Origin of the sequence: Caballeronia sp. NK8, assembly GCF_018408855.1 — a bacterium.
In the GTDB taxonomy this organism is placed as follows: Bacteria; Pseudomonadota; Gammaproteobacteria; order Burkholderiales; family Burkholderiaceae; genus Caballeronia.
Genome location: NZ_AP024323.1, coordinates 94,007 through 116,009, shown reverse-complemented (window position 1 = coordinate 116,009; position 22,003 = coordinate 94,007). Strand labels below are relative to the sequence as shown.

Below are 22,003 nucleotides of genomic sequence, written 5' to 3'. Positions count from 1 at the left end.
CAGCAAAGAAAGTGACTGCCGCCCCGCACAGGGGCAACGCCAATAGACCAACACGAATACGGGATCCAGCGACAACAACCTCAACCAACACCCCTACGCCCCCACCAACGCCTCCCGCTTCGCCAACAACCCGTGAATCTGCGAAACGACCGCCGCCCCCTCGCCCACCGCAGCGGCAACCCGCTTGGTCGAACTGGACCGCACATCGCCGATCGCAAACACGCCCGGCACGCTGGTCTCGAGCGCAGGCACACCTACCGTGCGCCCTTCATGCGCCTCCGGCCCGGTCAGCACGAACCCCTTCCCATCGACATTCACATTGCAGTTGCGCAACCAGTCGGTATTAGGATCCGCGCCGGTAAAAAGGAACAGATGCCGCGACTCGATCGTGAGCGGCCCATCGGGGGTCTGGCAGTGCACCGTGGTGAGCGCGCGGCCGTCGCCATCGAGCGAGGTGATCTGCGTATGCGTGCGTACCGTCACGTTCGGCAGCGAGCCGATTCGCTCCACCAGATAGTGCGACATGCTTGCCGAAAGCCCCGCGCCGCGAATCAGCACATGTACGTGCTTCGCATGCGTCGCGAGATACACCACCGCCTGCCCCGCCGAATTCCCGCCGCCGACGAGCACGACCTCCGAGTTCTTGCACAGCTTGGCCTCGACCGGCGACGCCCAGTAGTACGTGCCGTGCCCTTCGTAGCGCTCCAGGCCGGCGATGTCCGGCCGCCGATACGCCGCGCCCGACGCGATCACCACCGTCTGCGTCGTGACGCGCGTGCCGTTCGCCAGTTCGATCTGGATCGGATTGCAATCGCAATGCAGCGCCTTGATCTTCGTCGGTATCGCGATGTGCGCGCCGAACTTCTGCGCCTGCACGAACGCGCGCCCAGCGAGCGCCTGGCCGGAAATGCCGGTCGGAAAGCCGAGATAGTTTTCGATGCGCGAACTCGCGCCCGCCTGCCCGCCCGGCGCGCGGCAATCGAACACGGCCACCGACAAGCCCTCGGACGCCGCATACACCGCCGTCGCGAGACCCGCCGGCCCGGCGCCGACGATCGCGACATCGTAGATATGCGCCGGATCGAACTCGGGCAGCCAGCCGAGTTGCGTCGCCACCTGATTCTCGTCGGGCGCGCGCAGCACGGTGCCGTCCGGGCAGATCACGAGCGGGAAATCGGACGTCGATGCCGAAATGCGTTCGAGCAAGGAGATCGCGTCGGGATCGGTGCACGCGTCGATCACCGTGTGCGGATAACCATTGCGGCGAAAAAAGCCCTGCAGCGACACGAGCCGGCCGTCGTCCGACTGGCCGAGCAGCACCGGCCCGCTGCCTTTCTCGATCAGCCCGACGCGCCGCAGGATCAGCGCGCGCATGATGCGTTCGCCTAACTCCGCTTCCGCGACGAGCAACGCGCGCAGCCGTTCCGGCGGAATCACGATGCCGTGCACATCCTCGGCGGCGATGCCATCGACGAGACACGGCTTGCCAGACAGTTGCGCCACTTCCGCCAGAAAATGCCCCGGCCCGTGCTCGACGACCAGATGCTCCTGCCCGAGCGCGTTGCGCCGCGTCACGCGCACGAGTCCGGAAAGCACGATCACCATGCCGCGCCCGGTCTCGCCCATGCGGAACATCCACTCGCCCCGGCGCCAGTGCGAGGCGGTGCCGAAGCGGCTCATGCGCTCGATCTCGTTGTCCGTCAGGCGCGGGAACATCTGGTGCGCGCGCGTTTCGAGCGGCGAGAAAGGCGCGCTGTCATCGGCTGCCGCTGCGGCGGCGGGGGACGCCACCACGTTCGGATTCGACGTTTCAATAGGCTCGCGCGCGCTCCACGCGACGACATTCGGCACGCCTTCACCCGGCTCGTTGAACGGCGTTGTACTCATGCGCGATCTCCGTGTGGAAAACCAGCTTCATGCAGGGATGCCGAGCCCGCGGATGACGCCGCGGCCGATTTCACCGGCCACGGGCACATCGCCGCCATTTCCGCGACCTCCTCGGGCGTGGTCGCCACGAGCTCGCCGAATTCGGTCAGCGTCGCGACATCGAAACCGGCGAGCCGCCACGCGTCCAGTCCGCCCGTGAGCGGCACCACGTCGCGGAAACCCGCGTTGCGCATCGTTTTCGCCATCCATGCGGCCGACACTTCGTTCGGACACGAGCAATAGATGACGACCTTGCGCGACTTGTCGTAGTTCTCGATGATCTTCGCGAGATCGCGCTCGTCTGCGAACAGCGAGCCGGGAATCGTGAACGGATCGAGCATGCGCTTTTCCGGCGAACGGATATCGAAGATCACCGGCAGCGGTTGGTCGTTCATCATCGCGTAGAGCTCGTCGACGCTGATACGCGCCTTCTCCAGAGTCGCCATCAGCGCGCGGCGGCGCCACCAGCGGTAGGTGACGTAGATCGCGAGCAGCACGGCGAGGACCATCACCGCCTGCCGGCCGAGCTGCGAGATCATCGCGAAGACCATTTCCAGTTGCGCCGCGAATATGACGCCGATGGTCAGCCCGACCGCGCTCCAGAGCGCGATGCCCGCGCCGTCGTGCGCGATGAAGCTGCGCAGCTTCACGCCCATCGCGCCCGCGAGCGGCACCGAGACGAGCGACAGCCCCGGAATGAACTTCGCGACGAGCAGCACGCGCACGCCCCAGCGGCCGAAAAAGCGCTCGGTCTTCTTCACGCAGGTATCGCGCGACAGGGACAGCTTGCAGATGGTCTTGAGCGTCTTGTCGCCGTATCTGCGCCCGCCCTGGAACCAGACGAGGTCGCCGAGCACGCCGCCCGCCACCGCGACACACAGCACGCCCAGAAGCGGCGGCCAGAACGCGCCGCCGTTCACCGCCATCAGCGCGACGGACGCGCCGACGATGATCATCGTCGGCATGGCGGGCACGGGCAGCCCGAGCGCCGAGCCCATCACGTTGATGAAAACGATCGCCGGGCCGAATCGATCGACTAGCTGATGCAACAGCATGGGAATCTCCCGCGAGGGAAAGGTGCGAGTTCACGGGACGGAACGACGGAACGCGCGCCGCGTTACCGGCGCAGCGAAGGCGCAAGAAGCACGAAAGCGAGCGAGATACGAGCCTGCAAGCGCTCGTGGTTCAACGCGGTGCACGCGGCGCCGGGCCGACGTCCGTCACATTTAAGGGATAAGTGTAGCCCGGAAATGCAAATGTCAGCATGACCGGCGCGCGGGACGCGGGCATCGCGCCCGCGATGCCCGGTGGATGGGTCAGAGAGTGGGATTCAGCCGCGTTCGTCGGCGATATAGGCGCGGATCACGTCGGCGAAATTCCTGTCGCCCGACAGGCCGAGCTGCTCGGCGCGCGACGTGTTCCACGCGCCCGGCCAGCTGCCGACGATCTTCTCGATGCGCTCGTCGCGCTGCCAGTCGATGCGCTGCACGGCTTCCTCGCCCGCCACTTCGCGCAGTGCGGCAACCATCTCGTTCACGCTCACCGACAAACCCGGAAGGTTGATGACCGGCCGCAGCCCGAGCTTCTCACGCTCGATCTCGCAGCCCGCGATGAGCGCTTCGACCGCGCTTTTCGGCGACAGCAGCCAGACGCGGGTGTCACCATCGACGGGGCAGGTCGAGCGCTCGCCGTTCAGCGGCTCGCGGATGATGCCGCTCGCGAACGACGACGCCGCCGCGTTCGGCTTGCCCGGCCGCACGCTGATGGTCGGCAGGCGCAGCACGCGGCCATCGACGAAACCGCGCCGCGCGTAGTCGGAGAGCAGCAGTTCGGCGATCGCCTTCTGCGTTCCGTATGACGATTGCGGATTGAGCGCGGTGTCGTCCTGCACGACATCGGGCAACGCGCCGCCGTACACCGCGACCGAACTCGTGAACACGACGCGCGGCTTGTGGCCCGCCGCGCGGCACACTTCGAGCAGCGCGCGCGATGCGTCGAGGTTGATCTTCATGCCCAGATCGAAATCCGCTTCGGCTTGGCCGCTCACGATCGCGGCGAGGTGGAAGATGGCTTCGGTCTGGGTATCGATGTGGCGTTGCAGCACCGCCGGATCGGAGATATCGCCGGTTTCGGCGTGTACGCGCTGGTCGGCGAGCAGGCGTTCGTCGTTCGGACGCGCGACGTCGAGCAGCACGAGTTCCGTGACGGGTTTGCCGTCGAGCTCGTTGCGTTCGAGCAGGCGCTTCGCGAGACGCTGGCCGAGAAAACCCGCGCCGCCGGTAATGAGAATCTTCATGTGGGTCGCTTCCTTGCTTTTTTCACAGATAGGGTTTGAGCCAGCCGAGGCCTTCGGACGTGCCCGCCTTGGGTTTGTATTCGCAGCCGATCCAGCCTTCGTAGCCCAGCGAATCGATCAGCTCGAACAGATACGGATAGTTCAGTTCGCCGATGCTCGGCTCGTGACGCTCCGGCACGCCCGCGATCTGGATATGGCCGACGCCCGCGTTTGGGCGCTTCATGTCGCGCTTGAGCTTCATCGCGATGTCGCCTTCCACGATCTGGCAGTGGTAGATGTCGAACTGCACTTGCAGGTTCGGTGCGCCGATTTCATCGCAGATGGCCTGGGCTTCGTCCTGACGGTTCAGGAAGAAGCCGGGAATGTCGCGGGTGTTGATCGGCTCGATCACGATGCCTATGCCTGCGTTCTGCGCTTCCTTTGCCGCGTATTCCAGGTTCTTCAGATACACCGCGCGATGTTTCTCTCTCGGCTGATCCGGGGCGATCAGGCCCGCCATCACGTGCAGCTTCCTGTTGCCGAGCACGGCGGCGTATTCGAGGCCCTTTGCGACGCTTTGCCTGAACTCTTCCTCGCGCCCGGGTAATGACGCAATGCCGCGCTCGCCCTTTGCCCAATCTCCCGGTGGTGCGTTGAAAAGCGCTTGCGTCAGGGCGTTGTCGGTCAGGCGCTGTTTGATGTCGTTCGCGGCGAAGTCATAAGGGAACAGGAATTCAACCGCCTTGAAGCCGTCTTTTGCTGCTGCGGCGAAGCGGTCCAGGAACGCATGTTCCGTGTACATCATCGTTAGGTTTGCGGCGAATTTCGGCATTTTTTGATTGCTCCTGATTTGTCGTGGAAACCTGACGCAAGCCCTACCATCGGGCGTTGAACGTCGCTCTCAAGTCCTCGATCGCTTCTTCCGGTAGTGGCTCCGGGCGCGGGTGCGTCGACAGATACAGGCGCGCCGTCTCTTCCAGTTCCTCCAGCGCGTACGATGCGTGCGACACCGACTTCTCCCAGACCACCGGGCCAAGCCGCTCCAGCAACACCGCACGCACGCGCGACGCCAATGCCGCCACTTCCTCCGCCACCGCCGCATCGCCCGGACGCCGGTACGCGATCAGCGGCACGTGGCCCACCTTCATCACGTAGTACGGCGTGATCGGCGGCAAGACATCGTCCGGCTTCCAGACGCCCGCCAGGGTCAGCGCCACGAGATGCGTCGAGTGCGTATGCACGACGCCGCGGGCCTCTGCGTTGTTCTCGTAGATGCGGCGATGCAGCGCCAGCGTCTTCGACGGCCGTCCGCCCGATACGTGATTGCCCCGCACATCCACCTTCGCAATCTCGGCGGGATCGAGGCGGCCAAGGCACGCGTCGGTCGGGGTGATCAGCCAGCCGTCTTCCAGGCGCGCGCTGATGTTGCCCGCGCTGCCCACCGTATAACGACGCTCGTAGAGACTCTTGCCGGTGAGGCAGATCTCTTCGCGAATGGAATTTTCGGTCGATGCCATCACAGTGCCTTCAGCGCTTTCTCGAAGAAATCGGTCGCGCCGAAATTGCCGGACTTGAGCGCGAGACCCAGCGCTTCGCCCGCATTCGCACCGATCGATTGCGTCGCCGGCACGCCCGGATCGATCTGCGGTCCGATGCGCAAGGAACGCACGTCGAGCGCCTGCACGACCGCGCCCGACGTCTCGCCACCCGCGACCACGAACCTCGTGTAGCCGTCGTCGCGCAACGCGCGCGCGATGGAGGCGAGCGCGTCCTCGACCAGATGCCCCGCCTTTTCGACGCCCAGTTCCTTCTGCACCGCCTTCACTTCATCGGGCGATGATGTCGCGTAGATGAGCACCGGCTCGTCGTGTTCGCGCGCGAATTCGACGGCGCTCTGCACCACCGGCTCGCCGCGCGAAAGCGCCATCGGATCGATCCGGAAGCTCGGCTTCGATTCACGCCAGTGCGCGACCTGCGCGTTCGTCGCCTTCGATGCGCTGCCCGCCAGGACGACCGACTTGCCCTCGAGCTTCGGCAGATCGGCTGCGTGTTCCGCATGCGCGAGCAGATTCGCCGCGCGAAAGTTCTGCGGCAGACCCAGCGCGATGCCCGAGCCGCCCGTGATCAGCGCGAGATCGCGGCACGCATCGCCGAGCACGTGGAGATCGGCGTCGGACACGGCGTCGGCGATCGCGAGGCGCACGCCGTCCTGCTTCAACTCGCCGATACGCGCGCGGATCGCGTCGGCGCCTTTTGCGATCGTGTCGTAACGGATCAGGCCCACTTTCGATTTCGTCTGGCGCTGCAACACGCGCACGAGGTTCGGATCGGTCATCGGCGTGAGCGGATGATTCTCCATGCCCGATTCGTTCAGCAGCACGTCGCCGACGAACAGGTTGCCGCGAAAGATCGTGCGGCCGTTCTCGGGGAATGCGGGGCAGGCGATCGTGAAATCGTCCTTCAGCGCGTCCAGCAGCGCATCCGCGACCGGGCCGATGTTGCCCTCGTCGGTCGAATCGAAGGTCGAGCAATACTTGAAGAAGAACTGGCGGCAGCCCTGCGCGCGCAGCCATGCGAGCGCGTCGAGCGACTGGCGCACGGCGTCATCGGCGGAAATGGTGCGCGACTTCAGCGCGACGACGAGCGCGTCCGCCTCGATGCGCGCGTCCGCCGCCGGCACGCCGATGGTCTGCACCGTACGCATTCCGCCGCGCACGAGCATGTTGGCGAGATCGGTCGCGCCGGTGAAATCGTCGGCGATACAGCCGAGCAGTGCCTGCGTCATGCCTTCGCTCCCTTCGGGACATCGATGCCCGGAAAAATCTTGATGACCGCGGAATCGTCCTCGCCGCCGTGTCCGGCGGTGGACGCCATCATGAACATCTGGTGCGCCGCCGCCGAGAGCGGCAGCGGGAATTTCGACGTGCGGGCCGTGTCGAGCACGAGGCCGAGGTCCTTCACGAAGATATCGACGGCGGACAGCGGCGTGTAATCGCCCGCGAGAATGTGCGGCACGCGGTTCTCGAACATCCACGAGTTGCCGGCGCTGTGGGTGATGACGTCGTAGAGCGCATCCGGATCGACGCCCTCGCGCAGGCCGAGCGCCATCGCTTCGGCCGCCGCCGCGATATGCACGCCCGCGAGCAGCTGATTGATGATCTTGACCTTCGAGCCCGCGCCGTGCGCGTCGCCGAGACGATAGACCTTGCCCGCGATCGCATCGAGCACGTCCTCGCAGGCGGCGTAGGCATCGGCGGGGCCGGAGGTCATCATCGTCATGTCGCCTGAATTGGCCTTCGCCGCGCCGCCGGACAAGGGCGCGTCGAGCAGCAGCACGCCCTTTTCGCCGATGCGTCTGCCTAGCTCGGCGGCGAATTGCGGCGACACCGTCGCGCACGCAAGCACGACGCTGCCAGGTTTCATCGCGTCGACGGCGCCACTCTCTCCGAACAACACGGCCTCGGTCTGCGCTGCATTGACGACGACCGTCAACACGACCTCGCACTTGCCGCCCAACTCGGCGGCCGACGCGCACGCGATGCCGCCCTCGGCCGCGAACGCGTCGAGCGCGGCCTTTTTCACGTCGCAGGCGTGAACGGCGAAGCCCGCGCGCAACAGCGAGCGTGCGACGCCCATGCCCATTGCGCCCAGACCGATGACTCCCACGTTTCTCGTCATAGCGTTTTTTTCCCGATGAATTAGCAGATGCCCGCTTCCGACAGGCGGCGCGCGGCGTTGATGAGATGCGTCTGCGCGGCGTTGCGCGCGGCGGCGGCGTTGCTGGCGCGGATCGCCTCGACGATCGCCGCGTGTTCCTCGCGCACCTGTCGCATGAAATCCTCGCGCAGCGCTTCGTTGCCGCGCGTGACGATCGTGCCGGCTTCGAGATACTGGTTCAGAAAGGTGAGGGTTTTCAGGAAGTACGGATTGCCGGTCGCATTGGCGATTTCGCGATGAAACGCGACGTCCTCGGCGACGCCGTCGCGGCCTTCGCGCACCGCGGCGTCGATACGCGCGAGGGCGTCGTCGATGGCGGCGAGCTGGGCGTCGGTGCGGCGCAGCGCGGCTTCGGACGCCACTTCGGCCTCGATCGCCCGGCGCAGCGCGAGAATCTGCACGACCGCGCCCGGCTCGGCGGCCTGCGCGTAGTCGATCCGCAGCGGCCGGATGCCCGCGCGCTCGACGATGAACACGCCGCTGCCTTGCCGCGGCTCGACCATGCCTTCGTTCTTCAGCCGCGAGACCGCTTCGCGGATCACCGTGCGGCTCACGCCGAACTCCTGCGCGAGCACGGCTTCAGTCGGCAGCTTGCCGGTGCTGGCGAAGCTGCCCTTCTCGATCAGCTTTTGCAGTTGCTGCGCGACCGAATCGGACAGGGCGCGCGGCGGAATCTTTTCGAACATGCGAATCGATGACGATCGTAAAGTTGTCGGGTCATCATACAAGTTTACGGGCCAGACGTTGACCAAGGCAAAACCCTTAGTCGCGTGCGATTACGCGAGCGGCTCGTCGATGAGCGCGAGCGCGTTGCGGATTTCGGCGACGTCGCCGGGACGCACCAGGCGCGCGACCTCCTTGCCGCCCAGCATGAAGACGAGCGTCGGCCAGAGCTTCACGCGAAACGAGCGGCCGAGCGGCCGGCCGCTGCCGTCCTCGATTTTCAGGTGCCTGATGGCGCCATGTCCCTGAAACGCCTGCGCGATCAGCGGCTGCGCGGCGCGGCAGAAGCCGCACCAGTCGGTGCCGAACTCGACGACCAGCGGGCCGCTCAGCGCGTCGATTTCCGCGCGCTCGGGCGCGCTTTTCGCGTATTCGATATTCATGGTCATGGCGCTCGTCCTTGCTCCTTCGTCTTATTGGGCGTTCAGCAGAAAATCTGCCCGCCGCCCGCAAAGCCGAGATCTACGGGGGCGTCACGATCCGATCGCAATCGCCGTCACCTCGTGATGCGGGCTTCCGGTGACGGTCACGGCCATATTCGTTCTCAGCGCCATCATAAAGAGATTATTTCGATTGTCGTAGCTTTCCCCGTTCGGCCACATGTGCATGCAATAGCGCGAGCCGTCGTTCGTTTGCAGCACGTAATGGACGGCGGCGCCCTGGTCCTTGTCGACGATCCGGACCACGATTCCCGTGCGCGTGTCCTGCAGTTTGAGAAACGTGGAATTCAATGACGGAATCGGCGAATCACTGGGCCCAATGGCCATTCCGATGATATAGCCGCGCTGATCGCCGGCCAGCGTAATGGGCAGGCCATAATCGAGCGCCATCATCAGGAGATTGTTGCGATTGTCGTGAGCGGAGATATTCAACTGACCGCAGTATGACGCGCCGTCTTCGGATCGGAGTATGTAATTGACATTTTCAAGGTCGTTTGAATCGATAATGCGGATTAAATATCCGCCTCTCACGTCCCGGAGGGGAACGCCACCTCGAACCAGCAGCAGGCTGGCATTGCTATCAATGTTTCTCAACGAATCACCCTATATATCTGAATTACGGCCCACTGTGAGCCGATATGGCTGAACGGCGCTTTTGCGATTCAAGCGCGCCGTTCGCACGCGCTCGCCTAATGCAAGCCGTCATTACCCGCAAACGCATGGCTTTCGGTCCCGACGACCGCCGATCGCACATAACTGTTGATGCCGCCGACGAGCATGACGGAGCGCCCGGATTCGACCGCGAGGCGTATCAGGGCGTCCCGGTTGCGCCGCCGCCGGGTGTCCATCTGCGCTGCGTACTGGGTTCCGTCGGCGGCCTGGATCAGGTAGTTGATATACGCGGACGTGTCGGAGTCGACGATCCGGACGACGACGCCGATCCGCACGCCGTCAAGCGGAATACCGGGGCATATCAGCGACGGAATCACCGGGGAACTTCTTATTTTCATTTGATTTCTCCTGTTACGACGTGAGGCATTTCGGTAGATAGCAACTGTCAATCTGGCAAGCTATTCGACATCGACTGAAAGCTGTTTCTCATTTTCGAGTCAGATATATCAGATTTTGTTATGCAATCTCTTAACCGAATCTAATTCGACGATGCACATTCCCTGTTTCACTAGGAAATTCGAGCGACGGTTCGCGTTTCGTTCCGTAGGGTAAAAGATTCCTCCCGCGCGTCGCCGGGGGCTGCGCGCGCTTTCGTGACCGAATAAAGTGGCCCTGACAAAGTCAGGAAAACGATTAATTGACTTGGATATTTCTAAATGGCAGGAGCGTAATCTACGGAATCAATATTCGATCCGTCAAACTGGAATTTGTCATTTTTTGAGAAGCCAGTGAGACTAATGAAAGTCGCGTGATACACGCAAATGATTATTGCGGCGATTGCAATGAATCAAACCAGCGGCGTCATTGTCCAAAACCGGTCAGCCCGATGAGCGCGCCGCCCGCGAGCAGCCAGAGCGGATGCAGCCGCGTGCGGTACGAAAGCGTCGCCACGACGACGGTGATCGCCGTCAATAGCCACGTCCGGTCCGATGCCTGAGCGATCAGCAGCGCGCTCGCCGCGACGAGCCCCGCCGTGATCGGCACGAGGCCGAGCTGGATGAAGCGCCGCCACGGCCGGTCCTTGAATCGCTCCCACGCGTGCAGCGCGGCGACTGTCACGAGCGACGAAGGCCCGAACTTCGCGATCGAGGTGACGAGCACGCCCGGCCATCCCGCGACGTGCCAGCCGATCAGCGTGACGACCATCATGTTGGGGCCGGGCGCGGCCTGCGCGAGCGCGAAGAGCGCGGAGAAATCGGCGCTCGACATCCAGTCGTGGACCTGCACCACCTGACGCTGCATTTCCGGCAGGATCGAGTTGCCGCCGCCGAACGCGAGCAGCGACAACTGACTGAAGATCGCGGCGAGCGACAGCAGGTTGTCCATCATCGGCGCAGCTTCCACGCGATCAGCACCGAGAGCGGCGTGAAGACCAGCATCGTCGGCAGGAGAGGCGTGCGCAGGAACGCGATCGCCGCGAACATCAGGAGCGCGACGACGGCCGCTTCCGGCTTGCGGCGCAATGGCCACATGATCTTCACCGCCATCGCGACGAGCAGGCCCGCCGCGGCTGCCGCGAGCCCCGCGAACAGATGCGCGATGCGCGGGTCCTGATGCGTGCGCTGATAGATCACGCCGAGCGCGATCACGATGAGCGAAGGCCCGGCGAGCAGACCGAGCAGGCCCGCGAGCGCGCCGGGCACGCCGCGAAAGCGCATGCCGATGGCCACCGACAGATTGATCACGTTGCCGCCCGGAAGGAACTGGCAAAGGCCGAGGAGATCGGTGAACGCGTCGGCGTCGAGCCACTTGCGGCGTTCGACGATCTCGCGACGCGCAAGCGGCAGCGCGCCGCCGAAGGCCGTCAGCCCGAGCGTGAGAAAGCCCGTGAAAATCTCCGCGACGCTGGGGCGCGGCGGTTCTTCGCGATCCATCGCTCAGCGCGACGCGGCCGAGCGCGCCCGGCGCGCCTCGTAGGCTTTCAGATGCGCATACGCCACCGCCAGCGCCGACACGCCGTCGATCGCCGTGCGCCGCCGCGCCAGCAAATCCCCGACGATGTGATCGGCTTCGATCGGCGCGCCGTTCTCCAGATCGCGCAGCATCGACGCGGTCATCAGCGAGCCGCGCTCGGAGAAGAACGCACGGGCGCGCGTGACGACCGGCTCGCCCGGCGCGTGCGCGTTGTCGCCGGCGATGCCGCAGCATTCGTCGAAGAGCCGGAACAGCAGCGCCTCGCCGCCCGGCGCCGCGAGAATATCGCCGATGGGCGCGCGCATCAGGCAGGTGCCGGTCGCGAGCGTGGCGAGGAAGACCCACTTGTCCCACATCGACTGCAGGATGTCTTCGCTCACGCTCAGGTCGAAGCCCGCGCCGCCGAGTTGCGCGGCGATCGCGTCGATGCGCGCGCTGCGCCCGCCCGCGCGCTCGCCGATGGTCATCGAATGCAGGTTGTTCAGATGCAGGATTTCGCCTTCGGCATCGAGCGTCGCGGCGATCACGCATTGGCCGCCGAGCACGTTCGCCGGGTTGAAGCGCGCATCGAGCGCGTCGAGATGGCCCATGCCGTTCAGGAGCGGCAGGATCGCGGTGTCGGGACCGACGGCGGCCGCGAAGGAATCGATCGCGCCTTGCAGGTCGTAGGCCTTGCAGCTCAGCAGCACGAGATCGTAGGGACCGTCGATGTCCTTCGCGAGCACCATCGGCGGACAGGCGAACGCCAGATCGCCCTCGGGGCTTTTCACTTTCAGGCCGCACTGCCGCAGCCGCTCGGCGCGACGTTCGCGCACGAGGAAGGTCACGTCCCTGCCCGCTTCGAGCAACCGCGCGCCGAAATATCCGCCGATGGCCCCCGCGCCCACTACCAGAATCCGCATGTCTCGCTCCTTGTCATAGATATACCGCGTCACGCCTGCCAGACGCCATAGCCCGCTTCCCGCAAGCCGATCGCCAGTTCCACTTCCATGTCGCGCGCGCCGTCGTAGGGCATCGGGTTGTACATCTCGTACAGTTGCGGCAAAAGCCGCAGCCCGAATTCGCGGACGAAGCGGTTCGACTGGATGCCCGCCTTGTGCTTGTCGAAGCGCACGTCCGGATCGACGCCCGTCATGCCCACGTAGACGAACGGCATGCCGGTCACGTAATCCGGATTCGCGCGGCGAAAGCGCGCTTCGTTCCAGACCGAGCCGGACAGTTCGACCACATAGACGGAGTAATGATGGCGGCGCGTGCGCCGCGACGACGGCATCTTCGGCGGGCCTTCGCGGCGTGCTCGTTGCGGGCGTTCATTCTAAGACGGCGGCGCGCAAAGCGCTCGTGCGGGCGGCATGCCCCATGCCGGATGCGCCTCAAAGTGGTAAATTCGGGGCGGTCCGCGTTCGCGCAACGTTCGGTTCGCCGCACGGCCCGTCGAGCCGCCGATCGAACCTGGAGACGATCTCTCACGCGCGGGCGCCGCTCCCATCGACACGTTTTCATCCCGAAGCCGCGCGCCACGAGCCGCACCGGCTTCGGTTATCCGGAGATCAAGCATGAGCAAACAAGCTATCGGCGTGGTGGGCCTCGCCGTCATGGGCCGCAATCTGGCCTTGAACATCGAGAGCCGCGGTCACGCCGTTTCGGTCTACAACCGCAGCCGCGCCAAAACCGACGAACTGATTGCCGAACATCCCGACAAAAAGCTCGTGCCCACTTACACGCTCGAAGAGTTCGTCGAGTCGCTCGAAAAGCCGCGCCGCATCCTGATGATGGTGAAGGCCGGCGCGGGCACCGACGACACCATCGCGTCGCTGCGTCCGCTGCTCGAGAAGGGCGACATTCTCATCGACGGCGGCAACACGCATTTCACCGACACCATCCGCCGCAATCAGGATCTCGCGAAGTCCGGGCTGCATTTCATCGGCACGGGCGTGTCGGGCGGCGAGGAAGGCGCGCTGAAGGGCCCGTCGATCATGCCGGGCGGACAGAAGGAAGCCTACGAACTGGTCGCGCCGATCCTCACCGAGATCGCCGCGAAAGCGCCGGACGGCGAGCCGTGCGTCGCGTACATGGGTCCGGATGGCGCGGGCCACTTCGTGAAGATGGTGCACAACGGCATCGAGTATGGCGACATGCAGCTCATCGCCGAGAGCTATGACGTGCTGAAACGCGTCGCGGGCTTGTCGAACGAAGAACTGGGCAAGGTCTATGTGGAATGGAATCAGGGCGAGCTGGACAGTTACCTGATCGAGATCACGTCGAAGATCTTCTCGAAGAAGGACGATGAAACCGGCAAGGATCTCGTCGATGTGATTCTCGACCGCGCCGCGCAAAAGGGCACGGGCAAGTGGACGAGCCAGAATGCGCTCGATCTCGGCGCGCCGCTGCCGCTGATCACCGAAGCGGTGTTCGCGCGCGTGCTGTCGTCGCTGAAGGATCAGCGCGTGGCGGCGAGCAAGGTTTTGAGCGGTCCGGCGCCGAAGTTCGATGGCGATCGTGCGGCGTTCGTCGAGTCGGTGCGGCGCGCGTTGTATCTCAGCAAGATCGTCTCGTATGCACAGGGGTTTGCGCAGTTGCGCGCGGCGTCGGAAGAGTACAAGTGGGATCTGCAGTATGGCGAGATCGCGAAGATCTTCCGGGCCGGCTGCATCATCCGCGCGCGCTTCCTGCAGAAGATCACGGATGCTTATGCGAAGGATTCGCAGCTCGCGAATCTGCTGCTCGATCCGTATTTCAGCGATATCGCCGCGAAGTATCAGGACGCCTTGCGCGATGTCATCGTCGCGGCGGTGAAGGCAGGGATTCCGGTGCCGGCGTTCTCGTCGGCGATCGCGTATTTCGATGCGTATCGCTCGGAGCGGCTGCCCGCGAATCTCGTGCAGGCGCAGCGCGATTTCTTCGGCGCGCATACGTTCGAACGGGTGGATAAGGCGGGGAGTTTTCACGCGAACTGGGCGTGAGGTCGAAACGATTCGGTTTTGAGTTTTGAGGTGAGAAACGCGGCTCTTTCGGGAGTCGCGTTTTTTTTGGCGATATGGCGTGTGGGATTGCTGCTGTTGCGCAAGCGTTGATTAATTAGATATACGGAACTATTATCGCCCGACCCGTTCCGCTCAGAAGCCCGAAGATTGAAAATGATTGCCCAATCGAAAGCCTGGGAACTGCTCATCGAATATCTCGAAGTGAAGCTGGGCAAGCGCAAACTCTCGCCCGAGACCGATCTGTATCACGACCTCGACTTGAATCCGCCCGCGATTTCAGCGTTGCTCGACGATTGGGGATCGAAATTCGGCGTCGACATGAGCGGATTCGAGCTGGACCACTATTACCCATTCATCAAGTTAAGCAAGCCAGCATTTTTCGGGACACTGCTCAAATCGCCCTTCAGCCTGCAAGCTCGGGAAACGCTAGGCGGATGGCAACTCACCCTAGGCATGCTGGAGGAAGCGATGATTCGAGGAAAATGGGTGATCGACTGAGGCATGCGCATCATCAGGCAAGCGCCACCCACTCCCCATTCCCCTCGCTGCTCCTCAACACCGCATCCACGAACCTCAACCCGGCGACCCCATCCTCGACGGTCGTCAGCCAGTCATCCCCCTGCGTCGTCCCGCTTGCGATGCACGCCGCTGCATCCGTATAGACCTGCGCGAACGCCTCCAGATACCCTTCCGGATGGCCGGCCGGCACGCGCGTCGCGTGCAGCGCTTCCGGACTCTGCACGCGCCCGCGCGTCAGACGCTCCGACGCACCCCCAATCGGCGTGAACCACAACTCATTCGGCTTCTGCTGATCGAACGCGATGCCCGCCTTCGTGCCATACACACGCAAGCGCAGCGCGTTCTCCTCGCCCGCCGCGACCTGGCTCGCCCACAGCATCCCGCGCGCGCCGCCCGCATAACGGAACATCGCCTGAACGTGATCGTCCACGCGCCGTTTCGGCACGAACGTCGTCACATCCGCCGATAACTCCATCGGCCGCATCCCCGTCACGTACTCCGCAAGCTGATACGCATGCGTGCCGATATCGCCGAGACAGCCCGCCGGTCCTGCCAACGCGGGATCGGTGCGCCACAGGGCCTGTCGATTCGATTGCGTCTCGACCGGCAACGACAGCCAGTCCTGCGCATACTCGACCTGCACGACGCGAATGTCGCCGAGCAAGCCGCGCCGCACCATCCCGCGCGCGTGGCGCACGAGCGGATAACCCGTGTAGGTATAGGTCACCGCGAACACGCGATCCTTCTCGCGCGCGAGCTTCGCGAGCGCTTCGCCTTCATCGAGCGAAACGGCGAGCGGCTTGTCGCAGATCACGTGGATGCCCGCTTCGAGAAAAGCGGTGGCGATCGGCGCATGCAGATGATTCGGCGTGACGATGGCCACCGCCTCGATGCCGTCCGAGCGCCCCGCTTCGGTGCGCGCCATCTCGCGATAATCGTCGTAGCTGCGCGCAAGGCCGATCGCCGCCGCGCTCGACGCCGCCCTTCGCGCATCCGACGACAACGCGCCCGCGACAAGCTCATAACGATCATCGAGCCGCGCCGCGATCCGATGCACCGCGCCGATGAACGCGCCCTCGCCGCCGCCGACCATCCCCAATCGCACGCGATTCATCGCCGCTCTCCCGCGTTGTCTCCGATCCCGAGCACGCCGCGCATCTGCTCGCGGCTCGCGCCGCTGCCGGCGAAGTCGTCGAACGCGCGCTCGGCCACGCGGATGATGTGATCGCGGATGAACACCGCGCCCTCGCGCGCGCCGTCCTCGGGATGCTTCAACGCGCATTCCCATTCGAGCACGGCCCAGCCGGAAAAGTCGTATTGCGCCATCTTCGAGAAGATCGCCTTGAAGTCGATCTGGCCATCGCCCAGCGAACGAAACCGTCCCGCGCGATCGGCCCAGCCGGAATAGCCGCCATACACGCCCTGTCTGCCGTTCGGCCGAAACTCCGCGTCCTTCACATGAAACGCCTTGATGCGCGCGTGATAGATATCGATGAACGCGAGGTAATCGAGTTGCTGCAACACGAAGTGACTCGGATCGAACAGGATGTTCGCGCGCGGATGATCGTCCACGGCCGCGAGAAAACGCTCGAACGTGACGCCGTCGTGCAGATCCTCGCCGGGGTGCAGCTCGTAACACACGTCGATGCCCGCGCGATCGAACTCGTCGAGAATCGGCCGCCATCGTGTGGCGAGTTCATCGAACGCGGCTTCGACGAGACCCGCCGGACGCTGTGGCCACGGATACACATACGGCCACGCGAGCGCACCCGAAAACGTCACGTGCGCGCTTAAGGCCAGCCGCTTCGACGCAGCCGCCGCGAGCTTCAGTTGCGAAATCGCCCATTGCGTGCGCGCCGCGGGATCGCCGCGCACGTGCGGCGCGGCGAAGCCATCGAACAAGGTGTCATAAGCGGGATGCACGGCGATCAACTGGCCTTGCAGATGCGTGGACAACTCGGTGATCGACACGCCGGCATCGTCGACGATGCGGCGGATGTCGTCGCAATAGGCATCGCTCGATGCGGCCTTCTCCAGATCGATCAGACGCGGATCGGCGGGCACCTGGATGCCTTCATAGCCGAGCGAAGCCGCCCACGATGCCAGGTTCTCCAACGTATCGAACGGCGGCTGATCGCCCATGAACTGCGCGAGAAATATCGCCGGGCCTTTGATGGTTTTCATCTTGCGCCTCTAGGAGAAAGAAGGCCGAATGAACGGCCTTCGCACATCAGAACGGCGAGTTCGGGAAATAGAACTGCTTGGCGTTGTCCTTCGTGATGAGCACCGACGGGATGATCGTCGTCGGCGGCAGCTTGTCGCCCTTCAGGCGCGCTTCGGCGGTCAGCTTGATCGCGTCGTAGATGAACTTCGGCGAGTACGAGACATCGGCCGGCACGCGCTTGTCCCCGTCCATGATGCGCTTCACCGCTTCCTTCGAGCCCGCGCCGCCGAACACGATCTTCACGTCGGTGCGCTTGGCCTGATCGATCGCCTTCAGCACGCCGACCATCATGTCGTCGTCGGCGGCCCACACGGCGTCGATATGCTTGAAGCGCGTGAGGTAATCCTGCATCACCTTGAAGGCGTCGTCGCGATTCCAGTTGGCGTATTTCGCATCGAGAATCTTGATGCCCGGATACTGCTTCATCACGCCTTCGAACGCGTTCCAGCGTTCGTTGTCGAGCGTCGTCGGAATGCCGCGCAGCGCGACGACGTCGCCCTTGCCGTCGAGCGCCTTCGCCAGATATTCGGCGGGCACCTTGCCGAACGCGGTGTTGTCGCCGGCGACGTACGCGTCCTGCGCGCTGGTGTCGGTGAGACCGCGATCGACCACCGTCACGTACACGCCCTTCTTCTTCACCTGCGCGACCGGCTGCGTGAGCGATGCCGATTCCTGCGGGAAGATCACGAGCGCATTGATCTTGTTGACGGTCACGAGATCCTGCAACTGGTTCGCCTGTTCGGGCGCGGTGGCCGCCGTCTTCACGATGACCTTGAGGTCAGGATGCGCCTTCTCCAGCTCCTTTTTCGCCTCGTTGGCCCACCACACGATGCCGCCCGTGAAGCCGTGATCCGCGGTCGGAATGGCGACGCCGAGCACGACTTTTTCGTCGGCGAACGCGGACGACGAAGCAGCGGCGAACGCGCTCGCCGCGAACGTGAGCGCGCCGAGCGCGCGAAGCATTTTCTTCATGACGATGTCTCCGGATTTATGAGCTTTAACGACGACCACGCTGCAAAAACGCTACGAGGATGATCACGGCGCCCTGCACCGCCGCGTTCAGATACACGCTGATGATGCTCGTCAGGTTCAGGATGTTGTTGATGACCGAAAGCAGAATCGCGCCGATGACCGTGCCGATCACGCGTCCTTCACCGCCCTTGAGCGCGGTCCCGCCCACCACGACGGACGCGATCGCCTCCAGCTCCCACAGAAGCCCGGTCGTCGGCGTGGCGGAGCCCAGGCGCGGCACATACAGAATCGTCGCGACGGCCACGCACAGCCCGAGCAGCATGTACGTGACGATCTTCACGCGATCCACGCGAATCGCCGCATAGCGCGCGACCTGCTCGCTCGATCCGATCGCCTGCACGTGGCGTCCGTACACCGTGCGATTGAGCACGAGCGCGCCGCCCGCCGCAACGATCAGGAAGATCCAGATCGGCACCGGCACGCCGAAGAGACTCGCGTAGTAGACCGGCCCGTACAGATCGACGAGCGAGTTGTCGAGCGTGAGCGCGCCGCCGTCCGCGAGCCACGTGAGCAGCGCGCGAAACATGCCCAGCGTGCCGAGCGTGACGATGAACGGCTCGATGCGCCCCTTCGTCACCAGCACGCCATGCGCGAAGCCGAACAGCGCGCCGAGCACGAGCGCGAGCACGACGCCCAGCGCGATGATCAGGAGCGGCGGCACCGCGTGCCCATGAAAGCCCTGCATCAGCGCGTTCATCATGTAGATCATGCTGCCCGCGATCAGCGCGGCCATCGAACCGACCGACAGATCGATGCCGCCCGAGATGATCACGAAGGTCATCCCCACCGCGATGATGCCGATGAACGACGTGCGCGTGAGCACGTTCATCGCGTTGTCGACGGTGGCGAAGTCGCGATTGAGCAGCGTGCCGCCGATGCACAGCGCGACCAGCCCGATCAGCGGCCCCACGCCAAACAGAAAACGCGCGACAGTGGAGAGGCGGCTCTCGCTTTCGATGTCTTCAGTGTGTGCCGGTCGCATGCGCGATCAACCTCTCTTCGGTCAAAAGATCCATGCCGAGCGTCGCGACGAGTTCGCCCGCGCGCATCACCGCGACGCGATGACACAAGCCGATCAGCTCGATCAGTTCGGATGAAATCACGATCACCGCGCGGCCCTCGGCGGCGAGGCGATGAATCAGAAAATAGATGTCGCGTTTCGCGCCGACGTCGACGCCGCGCGTGGGTTCGTCGAGCACGATCACGCGCGGGTCGGGATTCAGGAATTTCGCGAGCGCGAGCTTCTGCTGATTGCCGCCCGATAGCATGCGCGCGCGAATCGACGGGTTTCCCGTGCGGATGCCGAAGTCCTTCACCGCCTTGTTCAAAGCGTCCCGTTCGGCGTGCATATCGATGAACGGATGCGCGTAACGCTCCAGCGTCATCATCGTTAGATTGTCTTTCAGCGCCATGTCCACATGCAGGCCGCGTCCCTTGCGATCCTCGCTCAGATAAGTGAGGCCGTGCTTCATCGCATCGCGCGGATTCTTCAGCTTGACCGCCTCTCCGTTGATGACGACGCGCCCCGCGGCGAGCGTCCGCAAGCCGACGAGCGCCTCGAACAACTCCGTGCGACCGGCGCCGACGAGTCCCGCGAAGCCGAACACCTCGCCTTCGCGCACCGCAAAGCCGATGCCGTTCGCCCAGCCGGGCACCGATGCGCCTTCGACCTCGAATGCGACCGGCGCGTCGGCGCGCAACGCGGGCTTGTCCGGAAACATGTCGGAGACTTCGCGGCCGACCATCAGATTCGCCATCTGCCGGCGCGTGAGCGTGCTGGTCGGCGCGCGCTCGACGAAGCGGCCGTCGCGCATCACGATCACGTCGTCGGTGACGCGCTCCACTTCGTCGAGCTTGTGCGAGATATAGACGATGGTCGTGCCCGCATCCTTCAGGCGCGCCATCAGGCCGAACAGACGCTGCGTCTCGGAGGGCGTGAGCGTCGCGGTCGGCTCGTCCATGATCAGCAGGCGCGCGTCGCGCAACATCGCCTTCGCGATCTCGACCAGTTGCTTCTCCGCGACGATCAGGTCGCGCACCTTCGTATCCGGATTCTTGTGCAGGCCGACTTCGGTCAGGCGCGCACGCGCGGCTTCGCGCATCGCGGGTTCGTCGAGAAAGTAGCCTTTCTTCAGCTCATGCCCGAGGAACATGTTCTGCGTGATGCTCAGATGATCCGCGAGATTCAATTCCTGATGAATCAGCACGATTCCAGCGCGCTCGGCATCGCGCGAACTCGTGAAGCTGCGCGCGCGTTCATCGACATAAAGCTCGCCCGCGTTCGCGCGCTCATAGCCCGCGAGAATCTTCATCAAGGTCGACTTGCCCGCGCCGTTTTCGCCGAGCAATCCGTAGATGCGCCCCGGCGCGAGATCGAAGCTGACGCCGTGCAGCACGCGCACCGGTCCGAACTGTTTTTCGATGCCTTCGAAACGCACGGCGAGGCTCATCGTCACGCGCTCCTTCTCTGGATCAGCCGATGCGGCAGCAGCACGCCCGGCACTTCCGCGCGCGGATCGCGCAGACGTTTGAGCAGCAGTTCGGCGGCGGTTTCGCCGAGCAGTTGCATCGGCTGCGAGACGGTCGTGAGCGGCGGATCGACATGCGCGGCGACGGCGATATCGTCGAAGCCGACGACGGCGATATCGTCCGGCACGGCAAAGCCCGCGCCGCGAAAGCCGTTCATCACGCCGATGGCGAGCGTATCGGAGACGGCGAAGGCGGCGGTCGGTCGCGCATCGCCGAGTGCGGCGAGTTGCGCGGCCGCGCGTTCGCCCGCGTCGTAGTCGAGACTGTCGAGCTCGATCAGCCATTCCGCGCGCGGCTCGATGCCCGCGTCCATCAGCGCATCGCGATAGCCCGCGAGCCGCTGGCGTCCATACAGATAACCCTGCCCCGAGTTGATGAGCGCGATGCGCCGATGTCCCTTGGCGGTCAGATAACGCACGACATCGCCCGCCGCGAGATGATTGTCGATGCCGACATACGGCACGCCCGCCGCCGGATCGAACTCGCAGCACGCGACCCACGGCAGCGTCGAAGCTTCTTCGGCGAGCGCCTTTTGCACGGCGGCGGGATCGAGGCAGATCGCGCCGTCCGCGCGGCGTCCGCGCAGGAGATCGAAATAGCTTCGCTCGCGCAACGGGTCCGCGCCGGTATCGCACAGCAGCATGAAGTAGCCGTTCTGGCGCGCGACGCTGTCGATGCCGCGCACGATCGCCGCATAGAACGGATTGCCGAAATCGGGAACCATGGTGAGAAGCAGGCGGCTTTCGGCCGTGCGCAGATTGCGCGCCAGTTCGTTGATGCGATAGCCGCTCGCCGCGACCGCTTCGAGGACTTTTTCGCGCGTCGCCTCGCGAACGTTCGTGTGCCCGTTGAGCACGCGCGATACCGTGGCGACCGACACGCCCGCGCGCTCGGCGACGTCGGCAATCGATACTTCCTCACGCGGACGAACCGAATCTGACATCGCTCAATGTCGCTTGCGGCGATCGAGATGTAATGGATTACATTATTTGATCGTACGAGCTGCGAAGGCAACAGCAATCGACTAGGGACAAACGCTTAAGGGCGG

23 protein-coding genes are annotated in these 22,003 nt (G+C 64.3%); 2 read left to right on the top strand and 21 right to left on the bottom strand.

Going from position 1 to position 22,003, the window contains the following annotated elements:
* Positions 1 to 93: 93 nt before the first annotated feature.
* The 15 genes from NK8_RS15160 to NK8_RS15090 form a co-directional block, all read right to left on the bottom strand.
* Positions 94 to 1,887, bottom strand: a complete 1,794-nt coding sequence (locus tag NK8_RS15160; protein ID WP_162066977.1) for an FAD-dependent oxidoreductase — start codon at positions 1,885 to 1,887, stop codon at positions 94 to 96.
* Positions 1,884 to 2,981, bottom strand: a complete 1,098-nt coding sequence (locus NK8_RS15155) for a DedA family protein/thiosulfate sulfurtransferase GlpE (protein ID WP_162066976.1) — start codon at positions 2,979 to 2,981, stop codon at positions 1,884 to 1,886. The genes NK8_RS15160 and NK8_RS15155 overlap by 4 nt, the downstream gene beginning before the upstream one ends.
* Positions 2,982 to 3,256: 275 nt before the next feature.
* Entirely contained in the window at positions 3,257 to 4,222 is a 966-nt protein-coding gene (gene denD / locus NK8_RS15150; protein ID WP_213229722.1) for a D-erythronate dehydrogenase, read from the bottom strand.
* A 22-nt stretch (positions 4,223 to 4,244) separates the two neighbouring features.
* Positions 4,245 to 5,033 carry a 2-oxo-tetronate isomerase gene (gene otnI / locus NK8_RS15145; RefSeq protein ID WP_213229720.1) on the bottom strand — a complete coding sequence of 263 codons (789 nt, stop codon included), beginning with the start codon at positions 5,031 to 5,033 and terminating at the stop codon, positions 4,245 to 4,247.
* Between the two features lie 43 nt (positions 5,034 to 5,076).
* Positions 5,077 to 5,718, bottom strand: coding sequence for an aldolase (locus tag NK8_RS15140; RefSeq protein WP_213229718.1), 642 nt, complete (start codon positions 5,716 to 5,718; stop codon positions 5,077 to 5,079).
* Positions 5,718 to 6,986, bottom strand: coding sequence for a 3-oxo-tetronate kinase (gene otnK, locus NK8_RS15135; RefSeq protein ID WP_213229716.1), 1,269 nt, complete (start codon positions 6,984 to 6,986; stop codon positions 5,718 to 5,720). The genes NK8_RS15140 and otnK overlap by 1 nt, the downstream gene beginning before the upstream one ends.
* Complete coding sequence (gene ltnD, locus NK8_RS15130; protein WP_213229714.1) at positions 6,983 to 7,879, bottom strand: L-threonate dehydrogenase; 897 nt, start codon at positions 7,877 to 7,879, stop codon at positions 6,983 to 6,985. Before ltnD ends, otnK begins: the two co-directional genes overlap by 4 nt.
* 20 nt (positions 7,880 to 7,899) lie before the next feature.
* Positions 7,900 to 8,604 (bottom strand): FadR/GntR family transcriptional regulator, encoded by a 705-nt coding sequence (locus NK8_RS15125; RefSeq protein ID WP_213229712.1) that lies wholly within the window; start codon positions 8,602 to 8,604, stop codon positions 7,900 to 7,902.
* A gap of 90 nt (positions 8,605 to 8,694) precedes the next feature.
* Positions 8,695 to 9,030, bottom strand: coding sequence for a thioredoxin family protein (locus tag NK8_RS15120; RefSeq protein WP_213229710.1), 336 nt, complete (start codon positions 9,028 to 9,030; stop codon positions 8,695 to 8,697).
* Between the two features lie 84 nt (positions 9,031 to 9,114).
* Positions 9,115 to 9,675, bottom strand: coding sequence for a hypothetical protein (locus NK8_RS15115; RefSeq protein ID WP_162066968.1), 561 nt, complete (start codon positions 9,673 to 9,675; stop codon positions 9,115 to 9,117).
* A gap of 95 nt (positions 9,676 to 9,770) precedes the next feature.
* Positions 9,771 to 10,091 (bottom strand): hypothetical protein, encoded by a 321-nt coding sequence (locus tag NK8_RS15110; RefSeq protein ID WP_213229708.1) that lies wholly within the window; start codon positions 10,089 to 10,091, stop codon positions 9,771 to 9,773.
* Between the two features lie 463 nt (positions 10,092 to 10,554).
* On the bottom strand, positions 10,555 to 11,082 hold the full coding sequence (locus NK8_RS15105) for a chromate transporter (protein WP_213229706.1): 528 nt from the start codon (positions 11,080 to 11,082) through the stop codon (positions 10,555 to 10,557).
* On the bottom strand, positions 11,079 to 11,627 hold the full coding sequence (locus NK8_RS15100) for a chromate transporter (RefSeq protein ID WP_162066965.1): 549 nt from the start codon (positions 11,625 to 11,627) through the stop codon (positions 11,079 to 11,081). The genes NK8_RS15105 and NK8_RS15100 overlap by 4 nt, the downstream gene beginning before the upstream one ends.
* A gap of 3 nt (positions 11,628 to 11,630) precedes the next feature.
* Positions 11,631 to 12,569, bottom strand: a complete 939-nt coding sequence (gene panE / locus NK8_RS15095; protein ID WP_213229704.1) for a 2-dehydropantoate 2-reductase — start codon at positions 12,567 to 12,569, stop codon at positions 11,631 to 11,633.
* 29 nt (positions 12,570 to 12,598) lie between these two features.
* Positions 12,599 to 12,940: a hypothetical protein gene (locus NK8_RS15090; protein WP_213229702.1), complete on the bottom strand. Its 342-nt coding sequence runs from the start codon at positions 12,938 to 12,940 to the stop codon at positions 12,599 to 12,601.
* 283 nt (positions 12,941 to 13,223) lie between these two features.
* Between NK8_RS15090 and gndA the strand changes: the two genes are divergently transcribed.
* Entirely contained in the window at positions 13,224 to 14,630 is a 1,407-nt protein-coding gene (gndA, locus tag NK8_RS15085; RefSeq protein ID WP_213229700.1) for an NADP-dependent phosphogluconate dehydrogenase, read from the top strand.
* Between the two features lie 174 nt (positions 14,631 to 14,804).
* A complete protein-coding gene (locus tag NK8_RS15080; RefSeq protein ID WP_213229698.1) occupies positions 14,805 to 15,149 on the top strand; it encodes a DUF1493 family protein in 345 nt (114 codons plus the stop codon).
* 13 nt (positions 15,150 to 15,162) lie between these two features.
* On the opposite strand, the gene NK8_RS15075 is transcribed toward NK8_RS15080, so the two are convergent.
* The 6 genes from NK8_RS15075 to NK8_RS15050 are packed head-to-tail and all read right to left on the bottom strand — an operon-like array spanning position 15,163 to position 21,898.
* On the bottom strand, positions 15,163 to 16,284 hold the full coding sequence (locus NK8_RS15075; protein WP_213229696.1) for a Gfo/Idh/MocA family protein: 1,122 nt from the start codon (positions 16,282 to 16,284) through the stop codon (positions 15,163 to 15,165).
* Positions 16,281 to 17,354, bottom strand: a complete 1,074-nt coding sequence (locus NK8_RS15070) for a sugar phosphate isomerase/epimerase (RefSeq protein WP_213229694.1) — start codon at positions 17,352 to 17,354, stop codon at positions 16,281 to 16,283. The genes NK8_RS15075 and NK8_RS15070 overlap by 4 nt, the downstream gene beginning before the upstream one ends.
* A gap of 46 nt (positions 17,355 to 17,400) precedes the next feature.
* Positions 17,401 to 18,366 carry a substrate-binding domain-containing protein gene (locus tag NK8_RS15065; protein WP_061175184.1) on the bottom strand — a complete coding sequence of 322 codons (966 nt, stop codon included), beginning with the start codon at positions 18,364 to 18,366 and terminating at the stop codon, positions 17,401 to 17,403.
* Positions 18,367 to 18,391: 25 nt separating this feature from the next.
* Entirely contained in the window at positions 18,392 to 19,408 is a 1,017-nt protein-coding gene (locus tag NK8_RS15060; protein ID WP_213229691.1) for an ABC transporter permease, read from the bottom strand.
* Positions 19,389 to 20,876 carry a sugar ABC transporter ATP-binding protein gene (locus NK8_RS15055; protein ID WP_162066957.1) on the bottom strand — a complete coding sequence of 496 codons (1,488 nt, stop codon included), beginning with the start codon at positions 20,874 to 20,876 and terminating at the stop codon, positions 19,389 to 19,391. The genes NK8_RS15060 and NK8_RS15055 overlap by 20 nt, the downstream gene beginning before the upstream one ends.
* 2 nt (positions 20,877 to 20,878) lie before the next feature.
* Entirely contained in the window at positions 20,879 to 21,898 is a 1,020-nt protein-coding gene (locus NK8_RS15050; RefSeq protein ID WP_213229689.1) for a LacI family DNA-binding transcriptional regulator, read from the bottom strand.
* Positions 21,899 to 22,003: the final 105 nt, after the last annotated feature.

Coding starts and splice junctions, on each gene's coding strand:
- NK8_RS15160 (WP_162066977.1), bottom strand. CDS start 1,887: ATGAGTACAACGCCGTTCAACGAGCCGGGTGAAGGCGTGCCGAATGTC.
- NK8_RS15155 (WP_162066976.1), bottom strand. CDS start 2,981: ATGCTGTTGCATCAGCTAGTCGATCGATTCGGCCCGGCGATCGTTTTC.
- denD (WP_213229722.1), bottom strand. CDS start 4,222: ATGAAGATTCTCATTACCGGCGGCGCGGGTTTTCTCGGCCAGCGTCTC.
- otnI (WP_213229720.1), bottom strand. CDS start 5,033: ATGCCGAAATTCGCCGCAAACCTAACGATGATGTACACGGAACATGCG.
- NK8_RS15140 (WP_213229718.1), bottom strand. CDS start 5,718: ATGGCATCGACCGAAAATTCCATTCGCGAAGAGATCTGCCTCACCGGC.
- otnK (WP_213229716.1), bottom strand. CDS start 6,986: ATGACGCAGGCACTGCTCGGCTGTATCGCCGACGATTTCACCGGCGCG.
- ltnD (WP_213229714.1), bottom strand. CDS start 7,879: ATGACGAGAAACGTGGGAGTCATCGGTCTGGGCGCAATGGGCATGGGC.
- NK8_RS15125 (WP_213229712.1), bottom strand. CDS start 8,604: ATGTTCGAAAAGATTCCGCCGCGCGCCCTGTCCGATTCGGTCGCGCAG.
- NK8_RS15120 (WP_213229710.1), bottom strand. CDS start 9,030: ATGACCATGAATATCGAATACGCGAAAAGCGCGCCCGAGCGCGCGGAA.
- NK8_RS15110 (WP_213229708.1), bottom strand. CDS start 10,091: ATGAAAATAAGAAGTTCCCCGGTGATTCCGTCGCTGATATGCCCCGGT.
- NK8_RS15105 (WP_213229706.1), bottom strand. CDS start 11,082: ATGATGGACAACCTGCTGTCGCTCGCCGCGATCTTCAGTCAGTTGTCG.
- NK8_RS15100 (WP_162066965.1), bottom strand. CDS start 11,627: ATGGATCGCGAAGAACCGCCGCGCCCCAGCGTCGCGGAGATTTTCACG.
- panE (WP_213229704.1), bottom strand. CDS start 12,569: ATGCGGATTCTGGTAGTGGGCGCGGGGGCCATCGGCGGATATTTCGGC.
- NK8_RS15090 (WP_213229702.1), bottom strand. CDS start 12,940: ATGCCGTCGTCGCGGCGCACGCGCCGCCATCATTACTCCGTCTATGTG.
- gndA (WP_213229700.1), top strand. CDS start 13,224: ATGAGCAAACAAGCTATCGGCGTGGTGGGCCTCGCCGTCATGGGCCGC.
- NK8_RS15080 (WP_213229698.1), top strand. CDS start 14,805: ATGATTGCCCAATCGAAAGCCTGGGAACTGCTCATCGAATATCTCGAA.
- NK8_RS15075 (WP_213229696.1), bottom strand. CDS start 16,284: ATGAATCGCGTGCGATTGGGGATGGTCGGCGGCGGCGAGGGCGCGTTC.
- NK8_RS15070 (WP_213229694.1), bottom strand. CDS start 17,354: ATGAAAACCATCAAAGGCCCGGCGATATTTCTCGCGCAGTTCATGGGC.
- NK8_RS15065 (WP_061175184.1), bottom strand. CDS start 18,366: ATGAAGAAAATGCTTCGCGCGCTCGGCGCGCTCACGTTCGCGGCGAGC.
- NK8_RS15060 (WP_213229691.1), bottom strand. CDS start 19,408: ATGCGACCGGCACACACTGAAGACATCGAAAGCGAGAGCCGCCTCTCC.
- NK8_RS15055 (WP_162066957.1), bottom strand. CDS start 20,876: ATGAGCCTCGCCGTGCGTTTCGAAGGCATCGAAAAACAGTTCGGACCG.
- NK8_RS15050 (WP_213229689.1), bottom strand. CDS start 21,898: ATGTCAGATTCGGTTCGTCCGCGTGAGGAAGTATCGATTGCCGACGTC.